This is a genomic window from Rudaeicoccus suwonensis (assembly GCF_007829035.1).
Taxonomy (GTDB): domain Bacteria; phylum Actinomycetota; class Actinomycetes; order Actinomycetales; family Dermatophilaceae; genus Rudaeicoccus; species Rudaeicoccus suwonensis.
Genome location: NZ_VIVQ01000001.1, coordinates 1,692,671 through 1,714,163, shown reverse-complemented (window position 1 = coordinate 1,714,163; position 21,493 = coordinate 1,692,671). Strand labels below are relative to the sequence as shown.

The 21,493-nt window shown below is 67.1% G+C and carries 18 protein-coding genes; 6 read left to right on the top strand and 12 right to left on the bottom strand.

From position 1 onward, the window contains the following. Positions 1–148 precede the first annotated feature (148 nt). The 4 genes from prcA to dop form a co-directional block, all read right to left on the bottom strand. On the bottom strand, positions 149–928 hold the full coding sequence (gene prcA, locus BKA23_RS07810; protein WP_145227013.1) for a proteasome subunit alpha: 780 nt from the start codon (positions 926–928) through the stop codon (positions 149–151). A gap of 43 nt (positions 929–971) precedes the next feature. After that, positions 972–1,799 carry a proteasome subunit beta gene (gene prcB / locus BKA23_RS07805; RefSeq protein WP_145227010.1) on the bottom strand — a complete coding sequence of 276 codons (828 nt, stop codon included), beginning with the start codon at positions 1,797–1,799 and terminating at the stop codon, positions 972–974. After that, positions 1,796–1,993, bottom strand: a complete 198-nt coding sequence (locus BKA23_RS07800) for a ubiquitin-like protein Pup (protein WP_145227008.1) — start codon at positions 1,991–1,993, stop codon at positions 1,796–1,798. The genes prcB and BKA23_RS07800 overlap by 4 nt, the downstream gene beginning before the upstream one ends. Before the next feature lie 82 nt (positions 1,994–2,075). Further along, entirely contained in the window at positions 2,076–3,605 is a 1,530-nt protein-coding gene (gene dop, locus BKA23_RS07795) for a depupylase/deamidase Dop (protein WP_145227006.1), read from the bottom strand. Between the two features lie 49 nt (positions 3,606–3,654). On the opposite strand from dop, the gene BKA23_RS07790 reads away from it, so the two are divergent. Beyond that, positions 3,655–4,623: an alpha/beta hydrolase gene (locus tag BKA23_RS07790; RefSeq protein ID WP_145227003.1), complete on the top strand. Its 969-nt coding sequence runs from the start codon at positions 3,655–3,657 to the stop codon at positions 4,621–4,623. Then, complete coding sequence (locus BKA23_RS07785; RefSeq protein WP_246104511.1) at positions 4,620–4,988, top strand: DUF3054 domain-containing protein; 369 nt, start codon at positions 4,620–4,622, stop codon at positions 4,986–4,988. Before BKA23_RS07790 ends, BKA23_RS07785 begins: the two co-directional genes overlap by 4 nt. Positions 4,989–5,053: 65 nt before the next feature. Here BKA23_RS07785 and arc read toward each other — a convergent pair whose 3' ends face one another. The 4 genes from arc to BKA23_RS07765 form a co-directional block, all read right to left on the bottom strand. Beyond that, the gene (gene arc, locus BKA23_RS07780) at positions 5,054–6,790 is read right to left on the bottom strand and encodes a proteasome ATPase (protein WP_211841623.1); all 1,737 of its coding nucleotides are present in this window, start codon (positions 6,788–6,790) and stop codon (positions 5,054–5,056) included. Between the two features lie 71 nt (positions 6,791–6,861). Continuing rightward, positions 6,862–7,890, bottom strand: a complete 1,029-nt coding sequence (locus tag BKA23_RS07775; protein ID WP_246104510.1) for a tRNA (adenine-N1)-methyltransferase — start codon at positions 7,888–7,890, stop codon at positions 6,862–6,864. A 146-nt stretch (positions 7,891–8,036) separates the two neighbouring features. Continuing rightward, complete coding sequence (locus tag BKA23_RS07770) at positions 8,037–9,179, bottom strand: M50 family metallopeptidase (RefSeq protein ID WP_145226995.1); 1,143 nt, start codon at positions 9,177–9,179, stop codon at positions 8,037–8,039. Between the two features lie 78 nt (positions 9,180–9,257). Then, positions 9,258–10,064 (bottom strand): alpha/beta fold hydrolase, encoded by an 807-nt coding sequence (locus BKA23_RS07765; RefSeq protein WP_170226418.1) that lies wholly within the window; start codon positions 10,062–10,064, stop codon positions 9,258–9,260. 161 nt (positions 10,065–10,225) lie between these two features. On the opposite strand from BKA23_RS07765, the gene BKA23_RS07760 reads away from it, so the two are divergent. The 3 genes from BKA23_RS07760 to BKA23_RS07750 all read left to right on the top strand — a co-directional run bounded on the left by BKA23_RS07760 (position 10,226) and on the right by BKA23_RS07750 (position 13,803). Continuing rightward, positions 10,226–11,185 carry an ABC transporter ATP-binding protein gene (locus BKA23_RS07760; RefSeq protein WP_145226991.1) on the top strand — a complete coding sequence of 320 codons (960 nt, stop codon included), beginning with the start codon at positions 10,226–10,228 and terminating at the stop codon, positions 11,183–11,185. After that, positions 11,182–12,828 carry a hypothetical protein gene (locus BKA23_RS07755; protein ID WP_145226989.1) on the top strand — a complete coding sequence of 549 codons (1,647 nt, stop codon included), beginning with the start codon at positions 11,182–11,184 and terminating at the stop codon, positions 12,826–12,828. Before BKA23_RS07760 ends, BKA23_RS07755 begins: the two co-directional genes overlap by 4 nt. Before the next feature lie 171 nt (positions 12,829–12,999). Continuing rightward, the gene (locus tag BKA23_RS07750) at positions 13,000–13,803 is read left to right on the top strand and encodes a RecB family exonuclease (RefSeq protein ID WP_246104603.1); all 804 of its coding nucleotides are present in this window, start codon (positions 13,000–13,002) and stop codon (positions 13,801–13,803) included. A gap of 20 nt (positions 13,804–13,823) precedes the next feature. Here BKA23_RS07750 and BKA23_RS07745 read toward each other — a convergent pair whose 3' ends face one another. Then, entirely contained in the window at positions 13,824–14,501 is a 678-nt protein-coding gene (locus tag BKA23_RS07745; RefSeq protein ID WP_145226987.1) for an HAD family hydrolase, read from the bottom strand. A 14-nt stretch (positions 14,502–14,515) separates the two neighbouring features. Beyond that, a complete protein-coding gene (metH, locus tag BKA23_RS07740) occupies positions 14,516–18,253 on the bottom strand; it encodes a methionine synthase (RefSeq protein WP_145228331.1) in 3,738 nt (1,245 codons plus the stop codon). 283 nt (positions 18,254–18,536) lie between these two features. Here metH and BKA23_RS07735 point away from each other — a divergent pair, with 283 nt between their 5' ends. Beyond that, positions 18,537–19,382: a PAC2 family protein gene (locus BKA23_RS07735; protein WP_145226985.1), complete on the top strand. Its 846-nt coding sequence runs from the start codon at positions 18,537–18,539 to the stop codon at positions 19,380–19,382. 86 nt (positions 19,383–19,468) lie between these two features. Here BKA23_RS07735 and BKA23_RS07730 read toward each other — a convergent pair whose 3' ends face one another. Together BKA23_RS07730 and mshC are read right to left on the bottom strand one after the other, a co-directional pair. Beyond that, the gene (locus tag BKA23_RS07730; RefSeq protein WP_145226983.1) at positions 19,469–20,065 is read right to left on the bottom strand and encodes a GNAT family N-acetyltransferase; all 597 of its coding nucleotides are present in this window, start codon (positions 20,063–20,065) and stop codon (positions 19,469–19,471) included. Positions 20,066–20,248: 183 nt separating this feature from the next. Then, positions 20,249–21,493, bottom strand: a complete 1,245-nt coding sequence (gene mshC, locus BKA23_RS07725) for a cysteine--1-D-myo-inosityl 2-amino-2-deoxy-alpha-D-glucopyranoside ligase (protein ID WP_145228329.1) — start codon at positions 21,491–21,493, stop codon at positions 20,249–20,251.

Genomic DNA, 21,493 nt, shown 5'->3' with positions numbered 1-21,493 from the left:
AGCCTGAATGCTCAAGTGCGGTTGAAGTCAAACAGTCATCGTCATGCGTGGCGGTCTGGTCCGATCATGTCAGAGGGCACCGACATTGTTCACCTGGTTAATGACGCCGGCCGCCGCCGGCGTTCGCCTTCGGTGAGATACGTCTGTCTCAGGCGAGCGGCTCGTCGTCGGGTCGGTGGGTGTCGTGCACGCCGGTGGCGACGTCATTCAACGGCACGTCCTTGGTCGGGTCGTCGGTGCTGAGCAGCGCTTCCAGGAGTGTGCCGTTGACCCGGCGGAAGGTGCGACGTGGGCGGCTGCGATCGAGCACTGCGACTTCGAGTTGGTCAGCTCCCAGGGTGCGGGTCTCCTCGCCCTGCGGGTCGACAGCCAGCAGCGCAACCGCCAGACGCAGCACCTCGCCGAGGTCGAGTCCGACCCGCCACTGTTCGTCGAGACCGGTACTGATGCGGTCCGCACCACCGCCCATCGCGACGAATCCCCGCTCGTCAGCGACGGAGCCGTCATAGGTCAGGCGGTAGATCTGGTCCGACTCCTGGTCGGCGCCCACCTGAGCGACGACGATCTCGACCTCGTACGGCTTGGACTCCTGGGTGAACACCGTGCCGAGGGTCTGGGCGTACGCGTTGGCCAGGCCCCTGGCAGTCACATCGCTGCGGTCGTAGGAGTAGCCGCGCAGGTCGGCGTAGCGCACGCCCGCGACCCGCAGGTTCTCGAACTCGTTGTACTTGCCGACCGCGGCGAAGGCGATGCGGTCATAGATCTCGGAGACCTTGTGCAGCGCGCGGCTGGGGTTCTCGGCGACGAAGGCGATACCGCGGTCATACGCCACGACGATGACCGCGCGCCCGCGGGCGATGCCCTTGCGCGCGTAGTCGGCGCGATCCTTCATCAACTGCTCGGGCGAGACGTAGAACGGCATACTCATCGGACGGGGTCCTTCACGTGGGCATCGGCGCTGGCGATCAGGCTCATCGGGTGCGGCTTCCCGGGGTGCGCCGGTCGGAGACGACCTGCTCGACGACGCCCTCGAGCACCTCGGAGCTGCAGAAGCGAACGCCCTCGGCATCGACGATCGCGACGGTCGGCCAGATGCGCCGGCCGAGGTCAGGGCCGCCGGTCGCGGAGTCGTCGTCGGCGGCGTCATACAGGGCTTCGATGGTCACGCGGACGGCATCGTCCTGCGAAAGCTGCTGCCGCCACAGCTTTTTCAGGGCGCCGCGTGCGAACAACGAGCCGGAGCCGACCGAGTGGTAGTCGTGTTCCTCGTAACAACCGCCGGTCACGTCGTAGGAGAAGATCCGCCCGCGGCCGCCGTCGAGGTCGTAGCCGGCGAACAGCGGCACGACCGACAGGCCCTGCATGGCCATCCCGAGATTGCCGCGGATCATCGTCGCCAGACGGTTGGCCTTGCCGACGAGCGAGAGCAGCTCGCCCTCGATCTTCTCGTAGTGCTCGAGCTCGACCTGGAACAACCGGACCATCTCGATCGCCACACCGGCGGTGCCGGCGATGCCGACAGCCGAGTAGTCGTCGGCTGCAAAAACCTTGCGCATCTCGTGGTTGGCGATCAGGTTGCCCATGGTCGCGCGACGGTCACCCGCGAGCAGGACTCCCCCGTCGTAGGCCACCGCGACGATCGTGGTGCCGTGCGGCGCCTCCACAGCGGCACCGGTGTGCATGGCGGCGCGTGACCCCGGCACCAGTTGCGGCGCATGGGCACCGAGGAACTCGGTGAACGACGACGAACCCGGCTGCAGGTATGCCGACGGCAGTCGACCGGTGTCGCGGGCGCTCACTGGCCGCCCTTCTGGACGAAGCCGCGGACGAACTCCTCGGAGTTGGACTCGAGCACGCTGTCGATTTCGTCGAGGACGCTGTCGGTGTCATTGCTGACGCCCTGTGCCGCGGGCGCACCCGGGCCCGGCTCCGGCGCCTCGTCGGCCGGGTCGGCGTCGCGACGCTGCGGGCTCTTGCGTTCCTGGGTGGCCATGGCGGTCCGCCTCTCGTGGTGCTCCGGATGGTCTGGCCCAACCCTACGTCCAGCCACAGACACCCGCGAGAGACCCGCCTGTTCAGCTCTGCGAACGACCGGTCGTGCCCAACAGCCGAAGCAACTCGTCGGCGCTGTCGGCTTGTTCGAGCAGCGCACCGACGTGGGTCTTCGTGCCGCGCTCGGGCTCCAGCATCGGCACGCGTTGCAGGCTGGGCTGGCTGCGTACGTCGAAGATCACCGAGTCCCACGATGCTGCCGCGACCTCGTGCGGGAACCGGGCCAGGCAGGTGCCGCGGAAGTAGGCGCGCGTGTCCTCTGGGGGCAACGCGACCGCCGCTGCCGCCTGCTCGTCGGTGATCAACCGCTCGAACCTGCCCGCGGCGGACATCTTGTTGAACAGGCCCTTGTCCGCGCGGACATCGGACCACTGGATGTCGATCGCTCGCAGGGCGGGGTCCGACCAGTCGAGGCCGCCCCTGTCGCGGAAGGCCTCCAGAGCGCGCAGCTTGGCCACCCAGTCGACCTGCCGGGCGGCATCCATCGTGTCGCGCTCAAGCGCGGTCAGCACTTCCTCCCATCGCAGCATGACCTCGGCGGTGTCGGAGTCGAGCTCACCGGCATACGTCTCTTGCAGCCACTTGTCGGCGAGCTCGTAGTAATTCCAAAGCAATTGAAGGCCCGTCATGGTGCGTCGACCTGCTACCTGCACCGTGGCCCGCAGCGTCGGGTCGTGGGACAACCGACGCAGCGCCTCGACCGGTTTGTCCACCGTGAGATCGTCCTTGACCGCGCCGGCCTCGATCATGCCCAACACGAGGCTGGTGGTGCCGAGCTTGAGCAGTCCGGCCACGTCGGCGTGATTGGCGTCACCCAGGATCACGTGCAACCGCCGGTAGCGATCGGCGGCGGCGTGCGGCTCGTCCCGGGTGTTGATCAGCGGGCGCTTGAGCGTGGTCTCCAGGCCCACCTCGACCTCGAAGAAATCCGACCGCTGAGCCAACTGGAATCCGGGTCGCTGCGACTCGGTGCCGATGCCGACGCGGCCCGACCCGCACATGATCTGCCGCGCGACGAAGAACGGGATCAGGTGGCGGACGATCTCGGAGAACGGTGTGCTGCGCCGCATCAGGTAGTTCTCGTGCGTGCCATAGGACGCACCCTTGCCGTCGGTGTTGTTCTTGTAGAGGTTCACCCCGGGTGTGCCGGGGACGGCCAGCAATCGGACCGCCTCGCGCATCACAAGCTCACCGGCGCGGTCCCAGGTGATGGCGGCACGGGGTGTGGTGACCTCCGGTGAGCTGTATTCCGGGTGGGCGTGATCGACATACAGCCGTGCGCCGTTGGTCAACACCACGTTGGCGAGGGTGGGATCCTCCTCGTCGGTCAGCTGGCTCGGATCGGCGGCACCGCGCGCCAGATCGAAGCCACGGGCGTCGCGCAACGGCGCTTCGTCCTCGTAGTCCCACCCGGCCCGGGCGGCTCGCATGCCCTGCTGCGTCGCGTACGCCGTCACCACCCGGCCCGACAGCACCATCGGGTTGGCGGTCGGCTGACCGGGCACCGAGATGCCGTACTCGGTTTCGATCCCCATCACCCGTCTCACTGTCATGGGCCGACCCTAATCTCTGCGGCTGGGGGTAACGACAGATACTGAGCGGGTGACTCGATCTCTGTGGCAACGCACGAGCGGTATGCCGATGCGGCTGCGGCTCTTCCTGGTCGCGATCGACAAAGCCAACCGCAAGCCGCTGTCGACGCTCACCCCGGAGCAGATCGCCAAGGCGCGGGCGCTGTCGCCGCCACCGGTCTTTCCGGCGACGTTGGTGACGGGCGCGCTGCGCTCGCGCGTGACGCGGTCGATGACGTCGATCCCGATGCGTGACGGCACCCGGATCCCCGCGCGCACGTATTCGCCGCGTCAGCGCGCGGAGGGCTCGGCTGTCTTCGTCTACTACCACGGTGGTGGCTGGACCATGGGGCGACCGATGGACTACGACTCGCTCCTGACGATGATCGCCGACGAGCTCGGTGTCCTGGTCGTGGCACCGGACTACCGAAAAGCGCCACAGGACAAAGCTCCTCAGGCCGTGCTGGACTGCATCGACACCTTCGAGTGGGTGCGTGCCGCCCCTGAGGAGCTGGCGGGCGTCGGTCGGATCGTCGTCGGTGGCGACAGCGCGGGCGGCAACCTTTCCGCCTTGGTCGCCCTGCACGCGCGCGACACCGGAGCCGAGCTCGCCGGTCAGGTGCTGATCTATCCGGCGGTCGATCTGTCGATCCACCAGCAGGTGCGCGACGCGCCGATCCTCGACGGTGAGGCTCTCGACGTCTACAAGGCGCACTACCTCGACGGGTCAGGAGTCGCGCCCGAGGACCCGCAGGTCAGCCCGTTGCGGGCGGCCTCGCACGCCGGGCTCGCTCCGGCGCTGGTGCAGACCGCCGAGCGTGACCCGTTGTGCGAGGAGGGCGAGGTGTATGCCGAAACCCTGCGCGCGGCGGGCGTCGCGACGCGGCACACGCGGTACCACGCCATGCCGCACGGTTTCATCAATCTGCCCGGGGTCGCGCCCGCCTGCGTGCAGGCCCGATGGGAGATCGTCGACCAGGTGCGCGGGTGGTTGGCGTGAAGTGGCCGATCGCGGCCGTGCTGGATGTCGTGATGATCCTGGTCTTCGCGGCGATCGGTCGTGCGTCACACCACGAAGCCAGCCCGGTGCTGGACGCTTGTGGAACGGCCTGGCCCTTCCTCGCGGGTGCGGCGGCCGGTTGGGTGCTGGTGCTCGCTGTCCGGCGTGAGCCGCCGATCGCCCTCGTCGCATCGTGGCCGGTCTGGCTGCTGACCGTCGGCGTCGGTATGGCGGTGCGCCATGTCACCGGTCGCGGTGTCGCGGTGTCCTTCGTCATCGTCGCGACGTTGTTCCTCGGGCTGTTCATGATGGGCTGGCGCGCGATCGCGCTGCTGCTGGCTCGCCGTCGCACGGCCACGGCCTGAGGGCAGGCATACGCCAGCCGCACCCCCTCAATCGCTCGACCGCTCGACCGCGAGCGTGGCAGCGATCAGAGGTACTGGCCGGTGCCCTTGATCGAGTCGATCGAGCGGCCCGGCTCGGCGCCGTCCTTACCGTCGATGAGCGTGCGGATGTAGACGATCCGCTCGCCCTTCTTGCCCGAAATACGCGCCCAATCATCAGGATTGGTTGTGTTGGGCAGGTCTTCGTTCTCCTTGAACTCGTCGACACAGGAGCGCAGCAGGTGCTCGATCCGGATGCCTTTGGCACCGGTGGTGAGCTGATCCTTGATCGCCATCTTCTTGGCGCGGTCGACGATGTTCTGGATCATGGCGCCGGAGTTGAAATCCTTGAAGTACAGGATCTCCTTGTCGCCGCTGGCGTAGGTCACCTCGAGGAACTTGTTCTCGTCGATCTCGGTGTACATCCGCTCGACGGTCGCCTGGATCATCGCCTCGACCGTCGCCTCCACCGACCCTGAGTTCTCGGCCAGATCATCGGCATGCAGGGGCAGGTCCGTCGTGAGGTACTTGCCGAAGATGTCGCGTGCACTTTCGGCGTCCGGGCGCTCGATCTTGATCTTCACGTCCAGGCGCCCAGGACGCAGGATGGCCGGATCGATCATGTCCTCGCGGTTGGAGGCACCGATGACGATGACATTCTCGAGCCGCTCGACACCGTCGATCTCGGCCAGCAACTGCGGCACGATCGTCGTCTCGACGTCGGAGGAGACACCGGACCCGCGAGTGCGGAACAGCGACTCCATCTCGTCGAAGAAGACCACGACGGGAGTGCCGTCAGAAGCCTTCTCACGAGCCCGCTGGAAGATCAACCGGATGTGGCGCTCGGTCTCTCCGACATACTTGTTCAGCAACTCCGGGCCCTTGATGTTGAGGAAGTACGCGGTCTCCTCGCGGCCGGTCTTCTCGGACACCTTGCGGGCCAGATTGGCCGCGACGGCCTTGGCGATGAGGGTCTTGCCGCAGCCGGGCGGGCCATAGAGCAGCACACCCTTCGGCGGGCGAAGGGCGTGCTCGCGGAAGAGTTCGGCGTGCAGGTAGGGCAACTCGACGGCGTCGCGGATCTGCTCGATCTGACCGGACAGACCACCGATGTCCTCATAGTGGATGTCGGGGACTTCTTCGAGCACGAGGTCGGCGACTTCGGCCTTCGGGATTCGCTCGAAGACGAAGCTGCTGCGGTTGTCCATCAGCAGCGAGTCGCCTGCGCGGATCACCTGATCCTGCAACGATCCGGCGACGCGGCAGATGCGCTCCTCATCGGCGTGCGACACCACCAGGACACGCTCGGTGCCGAGGAGTTCCTTGGCCTGGACGAGTTCACCGACCTGCTCGAAACCGGCCGCCGCGACGATGTTGAGCGCCTCGTTGAGCATGACCTCGCGGCCCGGCGCGAGATCGCGGGGCTCGATGGACGGACTCACCGCGACTCGCATCTTGCGGCCGCTGGAGAGAATGTCGGCGGTCGCGTCATCATGCATCGCCACGATCACGCCGTATGACGCGGGCGGCTGGGCCAGCCGGTCGACCTCGCCCTTGAGATTGACGATCTGCTCGCGGGCCTCTTTGAGCGTGCGGACCAAGCGCTCGTTCTGGGCCGAGAGGGTGCCGACCGAGGACTGCAACTGGTGCACCTGCTGCTCGAGGTCGCGCGGACTGCGCCCGGCGGAGTTGACCGCGAGTCGGTCGCGGTAGGCCCGTACGTCGTGCTGCAGGCTCTCCGGGCTTTCGTCCGGGGTGTTGGACTGCGTGGGCGTGTCGCCCATGATGGCCTCCTTCGCCGCGCGGGCGAAACGCCCTGCGAGTGATGCCATCCGACCCTAACCGCCGACGCTGCTCATTCGCCGGTCGGCTCGCTCAGTGATCGCCGCAGCTTGCGAATCTTCTTCTCCGAGACCGGTCGCTCGCCCAGATCCTCGGGGGTCCACTGCGATGTGTCGTTGATCACACTGGTGTCGTCGATCTCAGCATTCGAACCGTCGGCATCGCCATACGCCCCCTTGGCCGGCCGACGCTTGCGCAGCGGCGGTTTCACTCCCGGAGCGAGGCGTCGCGCGGTCACGAGGAAGCCGGTGTGGCCGTGCATGCGGTGCTCCGGCCGCACAGCCAGGCCTTCCAGATGCCAGCCACGGACGATGGACTCCCACGCCTGAGGCTCGGTATAGCCGCCGTGCGCCCGGGTCGCCTCCGCGACACGGGACAACTGAGTCGCGGTTGCGACATACGAAATGATCACGCCGCCTGGAGTGAGGGCGTCGGCAACCACATCGAGACACTCCCATGGAGCGAGCATGTCCAGCACGACGCGGTCGACCGTGCCGGGCTCGATGTGTTGCGGCAGAGCCTCGACCAGGTCACCGACGGTCACGGTCCAGCCGGGGTGCTCGCCCTGGAAGAAGTCGCGGACGTTGCCGCGGGCGATGTCGGCGAATTCGGCCCGACGCTCGAAGGAGTGGACGCTGCCCTGGTCGCCGACGGCTCGCAGCAGGGACATCGACAGTGCACCGGAACCGACGCCGGCCTCGACGACGCGTGCTCCCGGGAAGATGTCGGCCATGGCGACGATCTGGCCGGAGTCCTTGGGGTAGACCACAGCGGCACCGCGCGGCATCGACATGACGTAGTCCGACAGGAGAGGCCGCATCACGAGGTATTCGACGCCGGCGGTGTTGGTGATCGTGCTGCCGTCCGGGCTGCCGACGAGGTCGTCGTGCAGCAGGTGCCCGCGATGGGTGTGGAACTGCTTGCCCGGGGTGAGCGTCAGGGTGTGCATCCGACCCTTGGGGTCGGTCAGTTGGACACGCTCTCCTGCTCGGAAGGGGCCGCGACGGGCGGCGGAGCCGGTGGGTTCAGACGAGACGGTCACGAGGGGCGATCTTACGGACCACGGAGCGTGGCCCGCGAGTCGGCCGAGGTCCGCGTCGCGCCGGATATGTGATGTGGTGGCGGTGATAGGCGCCCTGGCGTCAAATATGCGAGTGGTGCGCCAGTCGCGGCTGATGAGGCGCGTCCTCAGCGCGCCGCTTGGTGCTCGGCTCGCCGGAGCGCGTCGCCCAGTTCAGCGACTGCGACAACGCCCAATGGACGCCCGGCCCCATCGAAGACCAGCACGTTCGGCATCTGCTCCCCCGACAGTTGCACCGTGCGCACCAATTCGGTCACGTCGGCCTGCGGCGACGACACCTGGCACGCCCACCCCGTGGCCTGTGTCTGGGCAAGCGAGTTGGCGGTCGTGTGGTCGCGCGCTCCGACGGGCACCAGCTCTCGCTGGTCACTCGGGATCAGCCCCCACGGCTTGCCGTCGTGGTCGCAGACCGCGATCGCGATGTTGCTGGGCAGGTCGCTGACGAGGGTGACACCCGGCGCGAAGACAACCGGCCGCACCACTGCATCGACCGTCACACGGGCCAGCAGGCGTTGTGCCTTGCCGCGTTCGATCGAACTGCTGGCGCCGAACCAGAGGAAGCCGGCGATGAACACCGCCCAGATGATCGTCACGTAGTCCGGCGATCCGCCGCTGCCGTAGGTCCAGGCGAGCGCTCCGAGCACGACCAGAGCAGTCAGCATGCGGCCGCACCAGCCGGCCACGATCAGACCGGTGGGGCGGGAACCGGTGATGCGCCATACGAGCGCGTCGACCAGAAAGCCTCCGTCCAGCGGCAAGCCGGGCAACAGATTGAAGATCGCCACGAAGGCATTCGCGACGAAGAACGCCACGATGAGCAATTGCGGCACGTCGCGGGTGACGTGCGGCAGCAACAGCCAGGCGACACCGGCCAGCACTCCGTTGGTGAGCGGGCCGGCCACGGCGACGAGCGCGCTGGAGGCCGGCGAGGCATCGTCGGTGTCGTATGCCGTATGTCCGCCCCACAGATCCGCGACGATCTGGCGCACCTCGTAGCCGCGCCACTTGCCGACCACCGCATGCGAGGCCTCGTGCGCGAGGACCGACAGCAGAAGCAGCAGCGCGTAGAGCATCGCCACGACATACGCCTGGCCACCGAGGTACGGCAGCCTGTCTTCCACCTGAGGGCCGAAGGTGACGACGATGACGACCGCGATGACGATCCAGCTGCGGCCCAGGTAGACCGGAATGCCCATGACGGAGCCCATCCGCCAACCGGCGCCGCTGGTGTCCTGCTGCTGCGTCGCCATGGCAGCAAGATTAGTCGTACGCGGACGGGCGTCGGCTGTCGCGCCGAGGGGCTCGTTGCAGATCCACAGCGGATCGACTCAGTCCTGCAGGAACCGGCCGACGACCTCGAGCCACTTCTCCGGTTGCTCGAGGTGCACGTCGTGACCGGCGCCGACGATCTGTTCCGTGCGCACCTCGGGTCGCCTCGTGACCATCTCGGCGATCTCGGTGGCGGCCACCGTTCCGGCGTCCGCGTGGACCAGCGTCGTCGGCGCTGTAATGCTGTCCCATGCCCGCCACCGCGGCATCAGGTGCACATGTGTGAGGGCGGAGACGAGCGTTGCGGCATCCCACCGGGGGTGCAGTCCGTCCACGCGCACGTTGAGCCCGTCGGCCCAGACCCGTGCGACGGCCGGTGGTCCACCGAAGAACTCGTAGAACTCCTCGCGGTCGACGAAGACCGTCGGCCACCGGCGCAGCCGGGTTGCGGTCGGGGCGGTGGCGGCGTCCCCGCCACCACCGACGCCGGATTCGACCAGCATGAGTCGGTCGACCAGCTGCGGGTGCTCGGCTGCCAGCAGCAGCGCCGTGTGGCCACCCATCGAGTGACCGATGACTGTGACGGGCCTGTCGGACACCGCACGTATGACGGCCGCGGCATCCTCGACGTATGACCGGCTGCTCACATCGGACGGGATGCGGGTGGACCTGCCGTGGCCCCGCTGGTCGGGCGCGACAACGCGACACCGCCCGCGCAGACCGTCGATCGTCTGCCCCCACTCCTCGGCACAACCGGCGAGGCCATGCAGCAGAAGCACCGTCTGATCACCGGAACCCACTGCGACATAAGAGATTTCAGTTCCGTCAGGACGACTGAGCGTGTGCCACCAGGAGGGTTCGATCACGCACCGATTCTGCACGCCGCACGTCACGGGCGCGCAACGCGGCGGAGCGTTGCGTCATACCGAAGCAGGTGCTTAACCTGCCGACAATGAGCCTCGGGTCCAAGTGTCGGTCTGCGGCCGTCCGGTGATCGTCGAGACGACGCGAGACGAGGTGGGAACGTATGGCGGATCGACCCGACGGCGATCTGCAGAAGGCGCCCACGTCCTCAGCAGTTCCGGCGATCGAGATCGAAGGCCTGGTCAAGTCGTTCGGAACACACCGCGCGCTCGACGGAATGAACCTGCGTGTGCCGCAGGGTCAGATCGCCGGCTTCCTCGGACCGAACGGCGCGGGTAAATCCACCGCGATCCGTGTGCTGCTCGGCCTGGTCCACAGGGACGCCGGCACGGTGCGCATCCTGGGGGCTGATCCGGTGCGGGACGCCGCCGCCGTGCATCGCCGACTGGCATATGTGCCCGGTGATGTGGCCCTGTGGCCACGCCTGACCGGTGGAGAATGCATCGATCTGCTCCTCGGGATGCGGCACGTCCGACGTGACCAGACCGCAGTGAGCCACTTGCTCGAACGGTTCGAGTTGGATCCGACGCGACGAATCTCCACGTATTCCAAGGGTAATCGGCAGAAGGTGGTGTTGGTCGCAGCCTTCGCCGCACCGACCGAACTCATCATTCTCGACGAACCGACCTCCGGACTCGACCCGGTCATGGAGAACGTCTTCGCCGACTGTGTGCGTGAAGCGGCTGCTGCCGGGGCATCGGTATTGCTGTCCAGCCACATCCTCAGCGAGGTTGAGAAGCTGTGCGACACGGTGACGATCATCCGGGCCGGCAAGACCGTCGAGGCCGGTGAACTCGCCCGGCTGCGGCACGTCAGCACCGTCCGTGTCGAAGCCGAGATCCGCGGTGACCCGAGTCCGCTCGACGGCACGGACGGCGTGTCTGACTTCGTTGTCGGCCCGGCATCGGACCCGGCGAACCACCGGGTCAGCTTCTCGGTCACCCGGGCGATGCTTGGGCCGACCGTCGCCGCGCTCGCATCCGCCGGAGTTGTGGACCTGTCTGTCACCCAGCCGACGTTGGAGGAGTTGTTCCTCCGGTTCTACGACGGCACGGATCGATGACCAGCACCGGCAGCATCGGCGAGGAGGGCCGTTCCTCCCCGTGGCGCGACGCGCTCGCCGGCACATCCGACCTGATCCGGCTCGCGCTGCGCACCGAGCGGATGGCGACTCCCGTGGGTGTGCTGGTCGTGCCGGTGCTCCTGGCCGCGACTGCTGCGTCGCTCGCGCCGCTGTATCCCGACCGGTCATCGCGGGAGGCTCTGGCCACGGGCGCCGGTGCGAACCCCGTCTTTCGGATCCTGCTCGGGAGTCTGCGTGACACCTCGGGTATCGGTCCGATTGCCGTATGGCGCATCGGCATGTTCGCCCTGCTGATCGCTGCGGTCATCGCGGCCGCGACAGTGACGCGAAATCTGCGCGGTCCCGAGTCGAGCGGCCGGTTGGAACTCGTGCGCGCCGGTGCGGTCGGTTCAGCCGCACCCGTTGTGGCCGCGGCGGTCGTCGCCGGTCTGGCCGCCATCGCAGGTGCCGTGCTGACAGGCGTGACCAGCGCCGTGGTCGGCGTCTCTGCCGGTTCGGCTGCGCTCGTGACGGTTCAATTCCTCTGTGCCGGCCTCATGGCGGTCGGTGTGGCGCTGGTGGTCGATCAGGTGGTGACGACATCTCGCACCTCCATCGCCGTCTCGTCGTCGCTCATGTTGACCGCCTATCTCCTGAGAGGCATCGGGGATGCGGACGACACGTGGCGTTGGTTGGTCTGGGTGTCGCCGCTTGGGTGGGCCGAACACGTCGATCCGTTCGGTGCTCGATCTGTGGCGCCGGTCCTGCCGTGCCTGCTGGTGTTCGGGGCCGGGGTCTGGACCTCCGCGACGATCGCGCGGCGGCGCGATCTGGGTGCTGGTCTCATCGCTTCGAAACCAGGACGCCCGACTGCGTGGTGGCCGGTTTCGATCTTCACGGTGACGGTTCGGACCACTGGCGCGGCGCTGACGCCGTGGCTGTCCGGTGCGTTCGGATATTGCGTGCTGGTCGGCCTCCTCACGAATTCGATCGGTGACCTGGTCGGTTCTGGCGGCACGGGCGATCTGGTTCGAAAACTCGGCGGCGGCGCAGCGGGTGCGCACGTCGATCTGGTCACTGCTGTCCTCAACACGGTCATCGCGTTCGTCGCGGTCGCCGCCACGGCCGCCGCGGTCACCGTCAGCGCATCGCTACGCGACGCCGACCGCGCCGGGCATGCGGAAGTGCTGCTGTCGACGGGAGTCTCGCCGCGGCGGCGGTTGGTCGCCGCTGTCGTGATGGCTGCCGCGGCTGCCTTGACGATGCTGCTGAGCGCCGCGGGAATGATGCTGGGCGCGGCCTTGTCGGGTGGCCACACTGCGGGTGCTGCCGCCATGTTCGGAGCCGTTGTTGCGCAATGGCCACCGACGATGGCCGTCGCGGCAGTGGCGTTCGCCGCATACGGCCTCGATGCTGCGTGGATCCGGGTGGGGTGGCTGGCGGTCGTGGCGGACCTTCTGCTCGGGCCGCTGGGCGAATTGTTGGCAGCTCCACGGTGGCTGCGCGACATCTCCCCTCACGCGCACGTGCCGGCTCAGATCGGCGCGGCATTCCCGACGCACCTCAGCCTGGTGTTCCTGCTCGCCGCGGTGATCGTGGTGGCCTTGGGCTCATGGGCAGTCGGTCGTCGAGACCTGGGTTGATCCGTCCCCCTGTCGGTGCCGGGCCCTAGATTGAGCGGTATGACGGAGCTGGACATGACCACCGAACGCGAGGCCGCGACTGCGGATGACGCTGTGAGCACTGCAGATCCGGCCGCCGATGCACCCGCGCCGCGACGGGCGGCCCTGTCGCCGAGCCGCGCATCCGACTTCATGCAGTGCCCGCTGCTGTACCGCTTCCGGGTCGTCGACCGGCTGCCGCAGCCGCCGAGTGCTGCTGCCGCACGCGGCACGCTCGTGCATGCGGTGTTGGAGCGGCTGTTCGACGTTCCGGCCGGGCAGCGCACCGTCGAGGCCGCGCACGAGTTGATCGACCCACAGTGGCGGCAGATGATCGAGCGCGACCCGGACGTGGCTGTGCTCGCAGGCGAGACCGACACCGAACTGGCAGCCTGGCTGGCCGATGCGGCGGTGCTCGTCGACCGGTGGTTCGCGTTGGAGGATCCGACACGGCTCGAGCCCGCCGAGCGCGAGCTGTATGTCGAGGCCGACGTCGACGGGCTGACCCTGCGTGGCTACGTCGACCGGCTCGACGTGGCGCCCACGGGCGAGATGCGCGTGGTCGACTACAAAACCGGACGCTCGCCCTCGGAGTTGTTCGAGGCGAAGGCGTTGTTCCAGATGAAGTTCTACGCACTTGTCCTCTGGCGCACCCGCGGGGTGATCCCTCGCATGTTGCAGCTGGTCTATCTCGGCAACAGCGAGATCGTCCGCTACGAGCCGGAGGAGCGCGACCTGCTGGCGACCGAGCGCAAAGTGAAGGCGTTGTGGTCGGCCATCGAGCGCGCCGCACAGACCGGTGACTGGCGGGCCAACAAGACACGGTTGTGCGACTGGTGCGACCACAAGGCGTTGTGCCCCGAGTGGGGCGGCACTCCCCCGCCGCTGCCGGCGCATGCGGTGCAGTTGGCACTGGACCCGGTTCGCGCCGGCGAGGTCGCACCTACCGAGGAGTGATCAGCGCCGGTGGGAGCGCCTCAGTTGCCGGTGGCGACAGACCAGAGCGTGGTGATGTCCAGGCTGCTGAGCGAGTCGACCTGGGTGGCGCCGTCGATCGGCGGAAGCGACACCACGTGCGGCACCGCGATCGTCGGAATCCCCGCGGCGGTGGCCGACGTGACACCAGGTAGCGAATCCTCAATTGCGACACAGTGTTCCGGGGTGACGCCGAGTTCGACCGCGGCCGTCAGATAAGCCTCCGGGTGCGGCTTGCCGTTGGCAACACGATCGCCGGTCACCAGCACGGCGAACGTGCCGGCAGGGACCGCATCGACCAGCACGTCGGCGAACGAGCGATACGACATGGTCACCAGCGCATTCGGGATGCCGCGGGCAACGCCGGCCTCGAGCAACTCGCGTGCGCCGGGGCGCCACGGCAACTCCTGGCGCATGCCGGCGATCACGCGCTCCAGCAGGTAGTCGACGATCTGCTCCGGGGTCAGCGTCACCAGGCTGTTGTCACGGATGATGCGCGCCGACTCCAGCAACGGATTGCCGACACATTGCAGCGCCAGCTCCTGGCTCCACCGACCGCCATACGACTCGACGAGCTCATGCTCGGCGGCGATCCACAAGGGTTCGCTGTCGACGATCGTGCCGTCCATGTCCCACAGGATGGCGGCAGGCAGGGTGCGGCTCGAGATGGCCGAGGGCATCGCTGTCTCGATGATCAGTCCTCCGGCTCGTAACCCAGATTCGGCGCCAGCCACTTCTCGGCCTGTGCCATCGACCAGCCCTTGCGCTCCGCGTAAGAGGTGACCTGGTCCTGCCCGAGCCGACCCACGACGAAGTACTGCGACTGCGGGTGCGAGAAATACCAGCCGCTCACCGATGCTCCCGGCCACATCGCCATCGACTCGGTGAGCTCGACCGACGTCTGCGCTTTGGCGTCAAGCAGCTCCCAGAGCGTGAGCTTCTCGGTGTGATCCGGGCAGGCGGGGTAGCCGGGCGCGGGACGGATGCCGACATACTTCTCGGCGATCAGGTCGGCGTTGTCGAGCGCTTCCTCGGGTGCGTAGCCCCACAACTCGTGCCGCACCACGGCGTGCATGCGTTCGGCGAAGGCCTCCGCGAGGCGGTCGGCCAACGACTCCAGCAAGATGGCGCTGTAGTCGTCCAGGCTGTCCTTGAATGCCTGCACCCGCTCCTGCACGCCGATGCCGGCCGTGACCGCGAAGCCACCGATGTAGTCACGCAGCCCGGTGTCCTTGGGTGCGATGAAGTCGGCCAGGGAGCGATTCGGTACGCCTTCACGGTGCTTACCCTGCTGCCGCAGCGAGTGCAAGGTCGTGCGCACCTCGCGACGTGTCTCGTCGGTGTGGACCTCGATGTCGTCGCCGACCGCCGCGGCCGGGAAGAAGCCGACCACGCCACGGGCCTCGATCCACCGGTCGGCGATGAGCTTGTCGAGCATGGTCTGGGCGTCGTCCCAGAGTTTGCGTGCCGCTTCGCCGGACGCCGGATTGTTGAGGATGTCGGGATAGCGGCCCTTCATCTCCCACGCGTTGAAGAACGGCTGCCAGTCGATGTACTCACGCAGTGTCTCCAGGGAGTACGCGGTGAACGTGCGGGTGTAGGACGACACGTGGCCACCGGGGTGGTCGCAGGTCGGCCCGTCGCACACGTCGCGCGCCTGCTGCAGCAGGAATCGAGGCCGCGGTGGCCGATAGCCGGTCCAGTCGATGGGTGTGCGGCGCTCGAGAGCTTCGTCATACGTCGCAAGCGGGCGGTCGGTGTTCTTGGCCGCGTGACGGCGCCGGATGGACTCGTAATCGGCGTCGACGTCGGCCATGAAGGCATCCCGTCGCTCGTCCGACAGCAACGCGGCCGCCGTCGGCACGGAGCGCGATGCGTCCTTCACCCACACCACCGGGCCGTGGTACTTCGGCGTGACCTTGACGGCGGTGTGCGCGCGCGAGGTCGTCGCACCACCGAGCAGCAGCGGTATGTCGAGCCCCTGCCGCTCCATCTCCTGAGCGAAGGACACCATCTCGTCCAGCGACGGCGTGATCAGCCCGGACAACCCGATGAGATCTGCGTTCTCTGCCTTGGCGGCATCGAGAATCTTCTGCCCGGGAACCATCACTCCGAGGTCGACCACGTCGTAGTTGTTGCACTGCAGGACCACGCCGACGATGTTCTTGCCGATGTCGTGGACATCGCCCTTCACCGTCGCCATCACGATCTTGCCGTTGGTGTGCGCGGCGTCACCGGGCTTGCGCTCGGCCTCGATGAACGGGATCAGGTGGGCGACGGCCTTCTTCATGACACGTGCCGATTTCACCACCTGCGGCAGGAACATCTTGCCCGCGCCGAACAGGTCGCCGACCACGCCCATGCCGTCCATGAGCGGGCCTTCGATGACGTTGAGCGGCCGCTCTCCTGCCTCCGCGAGTTCGACCCGCATCTCTTCGGTATCGTCGACGATGAATTCGTCGATGCCCTTGACCAACGCGTGAGTGATGCGCTCGCGAACCGGCAGGGCGCGCCACTGGTTCGCGGTGCCGTCGTCGACCTTTTCGCTGGATCTGTTGTGTTCGGAGGCGATTTCGAGAAGCCGGTCAGCGGCGTCCGGGCGACGGTTGAGCACGACGTCCTCGATGCGCTCGCGCAGCTCCGGGTCGATCTCGTCGTAGACGACGAGGGCTCCGGCGTTGACGATGCCCATGTCCATCCCTGCGTGCACGGCGTGGAACAGGAAGACCGAGTGAATCGCCTCCCGCACGGGGTTGTTGCCGCGGAAGCTGAACGAGACATTCGAGACGCCGCCGGACACCAGCGCTCCCGGGAGGTTCTGCTTGATCCAGCGGGTGCCCTCGATGAAGTCGACCCCGTAGTTGGCGTGTTCTTCGATGCCGGTGGCCACCGCGAAGATGTTCGGGTCGAAGATGATGTCCTCGGCCGGGAATCCGACCTCCTCGGTCAAGATCTTGTATGCCGTCCCGCAGATGTCCTTGCGACGCTCAAGGGTGTCCGCCTGGCCGGTCTCGTCGAAGGCCATGACGACGATCGCGGCGCCATACTTGCGGCACAGTCGCGCTCGCTCGATGAACGGCACGACACCCTCCTTCATCGAGATGGAGTTCACGATCGACTTGCCCTGAACGCACCGCAGGCCGGCCTCGATGACCTCCCATTTGGAGGAGTCGATCATCACCGGCACCCGGCAGATGTCGGGCTCCGCCGCGATCAGCTTGCAGAATCTGTCCATGGCCGCGACACCGTCGATCATGCCTTCGTCCATGTTGACGTCGATGACCTGCGCGCCGGCCTCGACCTGTTGCCGGGCGACCGTGAGAGCGGTGTTGTAGTCGCCCTCCTTGATGAGCTTGCGGAAGCGGGCTGACCCCGTGATGTTGGTGCGTTCGCCGACGTTGACGAACAGCGAGTCCTCGGTGATGTTGAGTGGTTCGAGGCCGGAGAGCCGCAGCGCGGGCGCCGTCGTCGCCGGCACCCGGGGAGTCGCGCTGCCGACGCGCTCGCCAATCGCGGCGATGTGCTCCGGGGTCGTGCCACAACAACCGCCGAGCACGTTGACCAGGCCGTCAGCTGCGAAGCCGCCGACGATCTCGGCCATCTCCTCCGCGGTCTCGTCGTACTCACCGAAGGCGTTGGGCAGACCGGCGTTGGGATAGCAGAACGTGAAACAGTCTGCGATTCGGGCAAGTTCGGCGACATACGGGCGCATGTCGGCTGCCCCGAGAGCGCAGTTGAAGCCCACTGCGAGTGGGCGGGCGTGCCGGATGCTGTTCCAGAAGGCCTCGGTGACCTGCCCGGACAGCGTGCGCCCGGACGCGTCGGTGATCGTGCCGGAGATGAAGACCGGCCACCTGCGGCCACGCTCCTCGAACAAGGTCTCGATGGCGAAGATCGCCGCTTTGGCGTTGAGAGTGTCGAAGATCGTCTCGACCAGCAGCAGGTCGCTGCCCCCGTCGACCAGACCGTTCGCCTGTTCGAGGTAGGCGTCGACGAGCTCGGTGAACGAGGTGTTCCGGGCGCCCGGATCGTTGACGTCGGGCGAGATGGATGCCGTGCGGTTGGTGGGGCCGAGCGCACCCGCCACATAGCGCGGGCGATCGGCCGTCGCGACGGCATCGCAGGCATCACGCGCGAGTTTGGCAGCCTCGAGGTTGAGTTCGTAGCTGAGGTCCTGCATCCCGTAGTCAGCCATCGAGATGCGTTGTGCGCTGAAGGTGTTGGTCTCGATGATGTCCGCGCCACCGCGCAGGTAGTCGTCGTGAATCGAGCGGATCAACTCCGGCCGGGTCAGCGACAAGAGGTCGTTGTTGCCCTTGACGTCCTGAGACCAGTCGGCGAACCGCTCGCCACGGAACTCTTCCTCGGACAGCTTGTGTCGCTGGATGAAGACGCCCATCGAACCGTCCAGCAGGAGCACCCGCTGTGCCATCGCCTCGCTGAGTTCGGCGGTGCAGTCCGGTCGGACCAGAGAGTCGTCGCGCTGCGGCTCGGAGCGATCGAGCGTGCGGACATTGTCGGAGCGGCTGCTCACTGTCGGGGTTCCCTTCGCCAAAACGCGCCCGAAGGCGCGAGGTCACCTCGATTTTAGCGGGGCCGGCACGGCCGTCGCGTTCGCCTGACACGCCAGCGTTCGTCATACCTGGTCCGTGGCGCTCGTCCAGTGCCTAAGCTTGGGGCGGTTCAGCCGCCGCCCGATGTCAGGAGGTCCACAGGTGATCGAGTTCGAGGACGTGCCCTTGTTGCGCGACCCGATCATGATCGCCTCGTTCGAGGGGTGGAATGACGCCGGCGAAACTGCGTCGGCGACGATCGCGCATCTGATCGGCACCTGGAACGCCACTCCGATCGCTGCGGTCGACCCCGAGATCTACTACGACTTCCAGGTCAACCGGCCCAGAGTCAGCGGTGAGCCCGGCAACCGTGAGGTCAGCTGGCCCACCACAAAGATCTTCCTGGCACGTGACACGCCGCTGGACCGTGACGTGCTTCTGGTCCAGGGCATTGAGCCGTCGATGAAGTGGCTGTCTTTCACCCGCGAGATCATCGACTTCGCCGTCGACTGCGAGGTCGCCATGGTGATCACGCTCGGTGGGCTGCTGGCCGATGTGCCGCACACTCGGCCGATCCCGGTGACGGTGACCGCCGAGGACGACGAGACACGCCAGCGGTATGACGTCGAACCGAGTCGCTACGAAGGCCCCACCGGGATCGTCGGCGTGGTGACCGATGCCGCGAACAAGGCGCTGCTGCCGACGCTGTCGTGCTGGGCCGCGGTGCCGCACTACGCCGGCGGCAGCCCGTCCCCCAAGGCGACGCTGGCGCTGCTGACCCGGCTGGAGGAACTGCTGGACTCGCTGATCGGCCACGCCGACCTGCCCGACCAGGCGCGTGCGTGGGAGCACGGCGTCGATGAGTTGGCTGCTTCCGACGAGGAGGTAGCCGACTATGTGCACTCCCTGGAGGAGGCACAGGACACCACCGAGTTGCCCGAAGCCAGCGGCGACGCCATCGCGCGGGAGTTCGAGAGATATCTGCGGCGGCGCGAGACCGACGACTGATCGACGGGATGCCGCCCGGTGGGATCCGGGGTCAGTTCTCGGTTTCACCGGCCATGCCGGATGCTCCGGGCCGGCGGATGCGCGCTTCAGTGAGCGGGCGCGATGTCTCGCACCATGACGCAGTGGTTCTGTCCCTTTGGGCGGTCGTAGGTGAAGCCGACCTGCTCGAACAACCGGCGAGTTCCGTTGTAGAGGAAGGATGCTGACACTCGTTTACCTTCGGGCAGGTCCTGCGGGTATCCCTCTGTGCGACCGCCGCCGGCAGCTGCAATGAGATCGACAGCACCCTGCAGGGCAACCGCTGACAGGCCCCGCTTACGGTGCTTCTTGTCGACGTAGATGCAGGTCAGCCGATGGTTCGGCACCCGGCTGCACTCCTGCTCGTACTGCTTGCGGTGGTAGATGTTCGGCAGTTCGTCGACCGAGCCGTACTCGCACCAGGCGACGGCATCCTCACCGTCGAACACCAAGGCGGCATGCGCGCGACCTTCGGCGACCAGGCGACGCTTGAGGTCACGGTTGGACTGCGCGTCGCCGGTCTTCTCGCCACTCATCGTGTGAAACCACGTGCACCAGCAGCCGCCGAAGATGCCGTTGGTGCGATCGACCATGCGCGCGAACGCATCCCACGTGTCATCGGTCAGAGCACGTATGACGTAGCCAGCGACGATTGCATCGGTCATTCCTTCACCATACGGCGGAACGGTGACATCGGCGGGCCGACGACGAAAGAAGACGGACAAGTGAAACCAGCGACCGCTCGAGACCGCTGTGCTCGAAGTGCCGGGTCAGAGATCCAGCTCTCGAAAGGCCGGCGTTCGACAGCAGATCGTGCGGGACGGCCGATCGCGAGGAACCGTCCGGTGTCAGTCGTGGGCCGCGAGTCCCAGCAGCGCGTCGAGCGCCTCGCGCACCATCACCGCAGGGCTCCCGGCCTGCGGTGCCGTCGCGGCCCATGCATCGACAGCACCTACGGCAGTCGGCGAATCAAGATCGTCGGCCAGTGCCTGACGGATCGTCGTGACCAACTCGTCCGCACCCTCATCGCCACCGGTTGTAAGGGCGGACTGCCATGTGTGCCAACGTTTTTCAGCATCGGTGAGCAGTTGGTCGGTGTACTCCCACGGGCTGCGGTAGTGCTGGTCGAGAAGCACGAGCCGGATCACCATCGGGTCGACACCGGCGCGGCGCAACTGCGACACGCGTACGAGATTGCCCTTGGACTTGCTCATCTTCTCGCCGTCGTAGGCCACCATCGCCTGGTGTGCGTACGCGTGCGCAAAGGGGGTGGTGTCCGTGAGAGCGACTGCCTGCACAGCGGACATCTCGTGGTGCGGAAAGATCAGATCGGTGCCGCCGGCCTGTAGGTCGAAGCCCATGCCGAGGTGGTCCAGAGCGATGGTGGTGCACTCGACGTGCCAGCCGGGACGACCACGGCCGATCGGACCGCCGTCCCAGGCCGGTTCGCCTTCGCGCTCGGCGCGCCACAGCAGCGGGTCCAGGGCGTCGCGCTTTCCTGCGCGGTCGGGATCCCCGCCACGGTCGGAGAAGACCTCGAACATCTGGCCGCGGTCCCATCCGCTGACCGACCCGAAACTGGTCTGCGTCGACAGATCGAGGTAGACGTCGGCACCATCGACGGCATCGGGTGTCTCGACGGTGTAGGTGACGCCCTTGGCGACCAGGTCGTTGATCACCGCCACGTGGCGGTCCATGGACTGCACGACGCTGACGTAGTGGTCCGGCGGCAGGACACGTAGTGCGCTCATGTCGTCGTGGAAGAGCGCGATCTCGCTGGTCGCCAGTTCGCGCCAATCGACACCGTCGCGGGCGGCACGCTCGAGCAATGGGTCGTCTATGTCGGTGACGTTCTGCACGTAGCGCACCGGATGCCCCCCGTCGCGCAGCACGCGGTTGGCCAGGTCGAACGTGACATAGGTGGCGGCGTGGCCGAGGTGGGTTGCGTCATACGGCGTGATTCCGCAGACGTACATCGTCGCCGTGCCGTCGACCTGGAGGATCCGAGCAGCACCGTCGCGTTCGGAGTGCAGGGCGAGCGCCGGGCCCTCACCGACCAGGACTGGCAACTGCGGGGCGGGCCATGGAGCGAT

Bases quoted from the DNA above. Each gene is read 5' to 3' on its own strand.
- metH (WP_145228331.1), bottom strand. From the start codon at position 18,253: ATGGCACAGCGGGTGCTCCTGCTGGACGGTTCGATGGGCGTCTTCATC.
- dop (WP_145227006.1), bottom strand. From the start codon at position 3,605: ATGACAGTGAGACGGGTGATGGGGATCGAAACCGAGTACGGCATCTCG.
- BKA23_RS07755 (WP_145226989.1), top strand. From the start codon at position 11,182: ATGACCAGCACCGGCAGCATCGGCGAGGAGGGCCGTTCCTCCCCGTGG.
- BKA23_RS07760 (WP_145226991.1), top strand. From the start codon at position 10,226: ATGGCGGATCGACCCGACGGCGATCTGCAGAAGGCGCCCACGTCCTCA.
- BKA23_RS07800 (WP_145227008.1), bottom strand. From the start codon at position 1,993: ATGGCCACCCAGGAACGCAAGAGCCCGCAGCGTCGCGACGCCGACCCG.
- BKA23_RS07730 (WP_145226983.1), bottom strand. From the start codon at position 20,065: ATGACCGATGCAATCGTCGCTGGCTACGTCATACGTGCTCTGACCGAT.
- BKA23_RS07770 (WP_145226995.1), bottom strand. From the start codon at position 9,179: ATGGCGACGCAGCAGCAGGACACCAGCGGCGCCGGTTGGCGGATGGGC.
- BKA23_RS07750 (WP_246104603.1), top strand. From the start codon at position 13,000: ATGCAGTGCCCGCTGCTGTACCGCTTCCGGGTCGTCGACCGGCTGCCG.
- BKA23_RS07745 (WP_145226987.1), bottom strand. From the start codon at position 14,501: ATGCCCTCGGCCATCTCGAGCCGCACCCTGCCTGCCGCCATCCTGTGG.
- arc (WP_211841623.1), bottom strand. From the start codon at position 6,790: ATGGGCGACACGCCCACGCAGTCCAACACCCCGGACGAAAGCCCGGAG.
- prcA (WP_145227013.1), bottom strand. From the start codon at position 928: ATGAGTATGCCGTTCTACGTCTCGCCCGAGCAGTTGATGAAGGATCGC.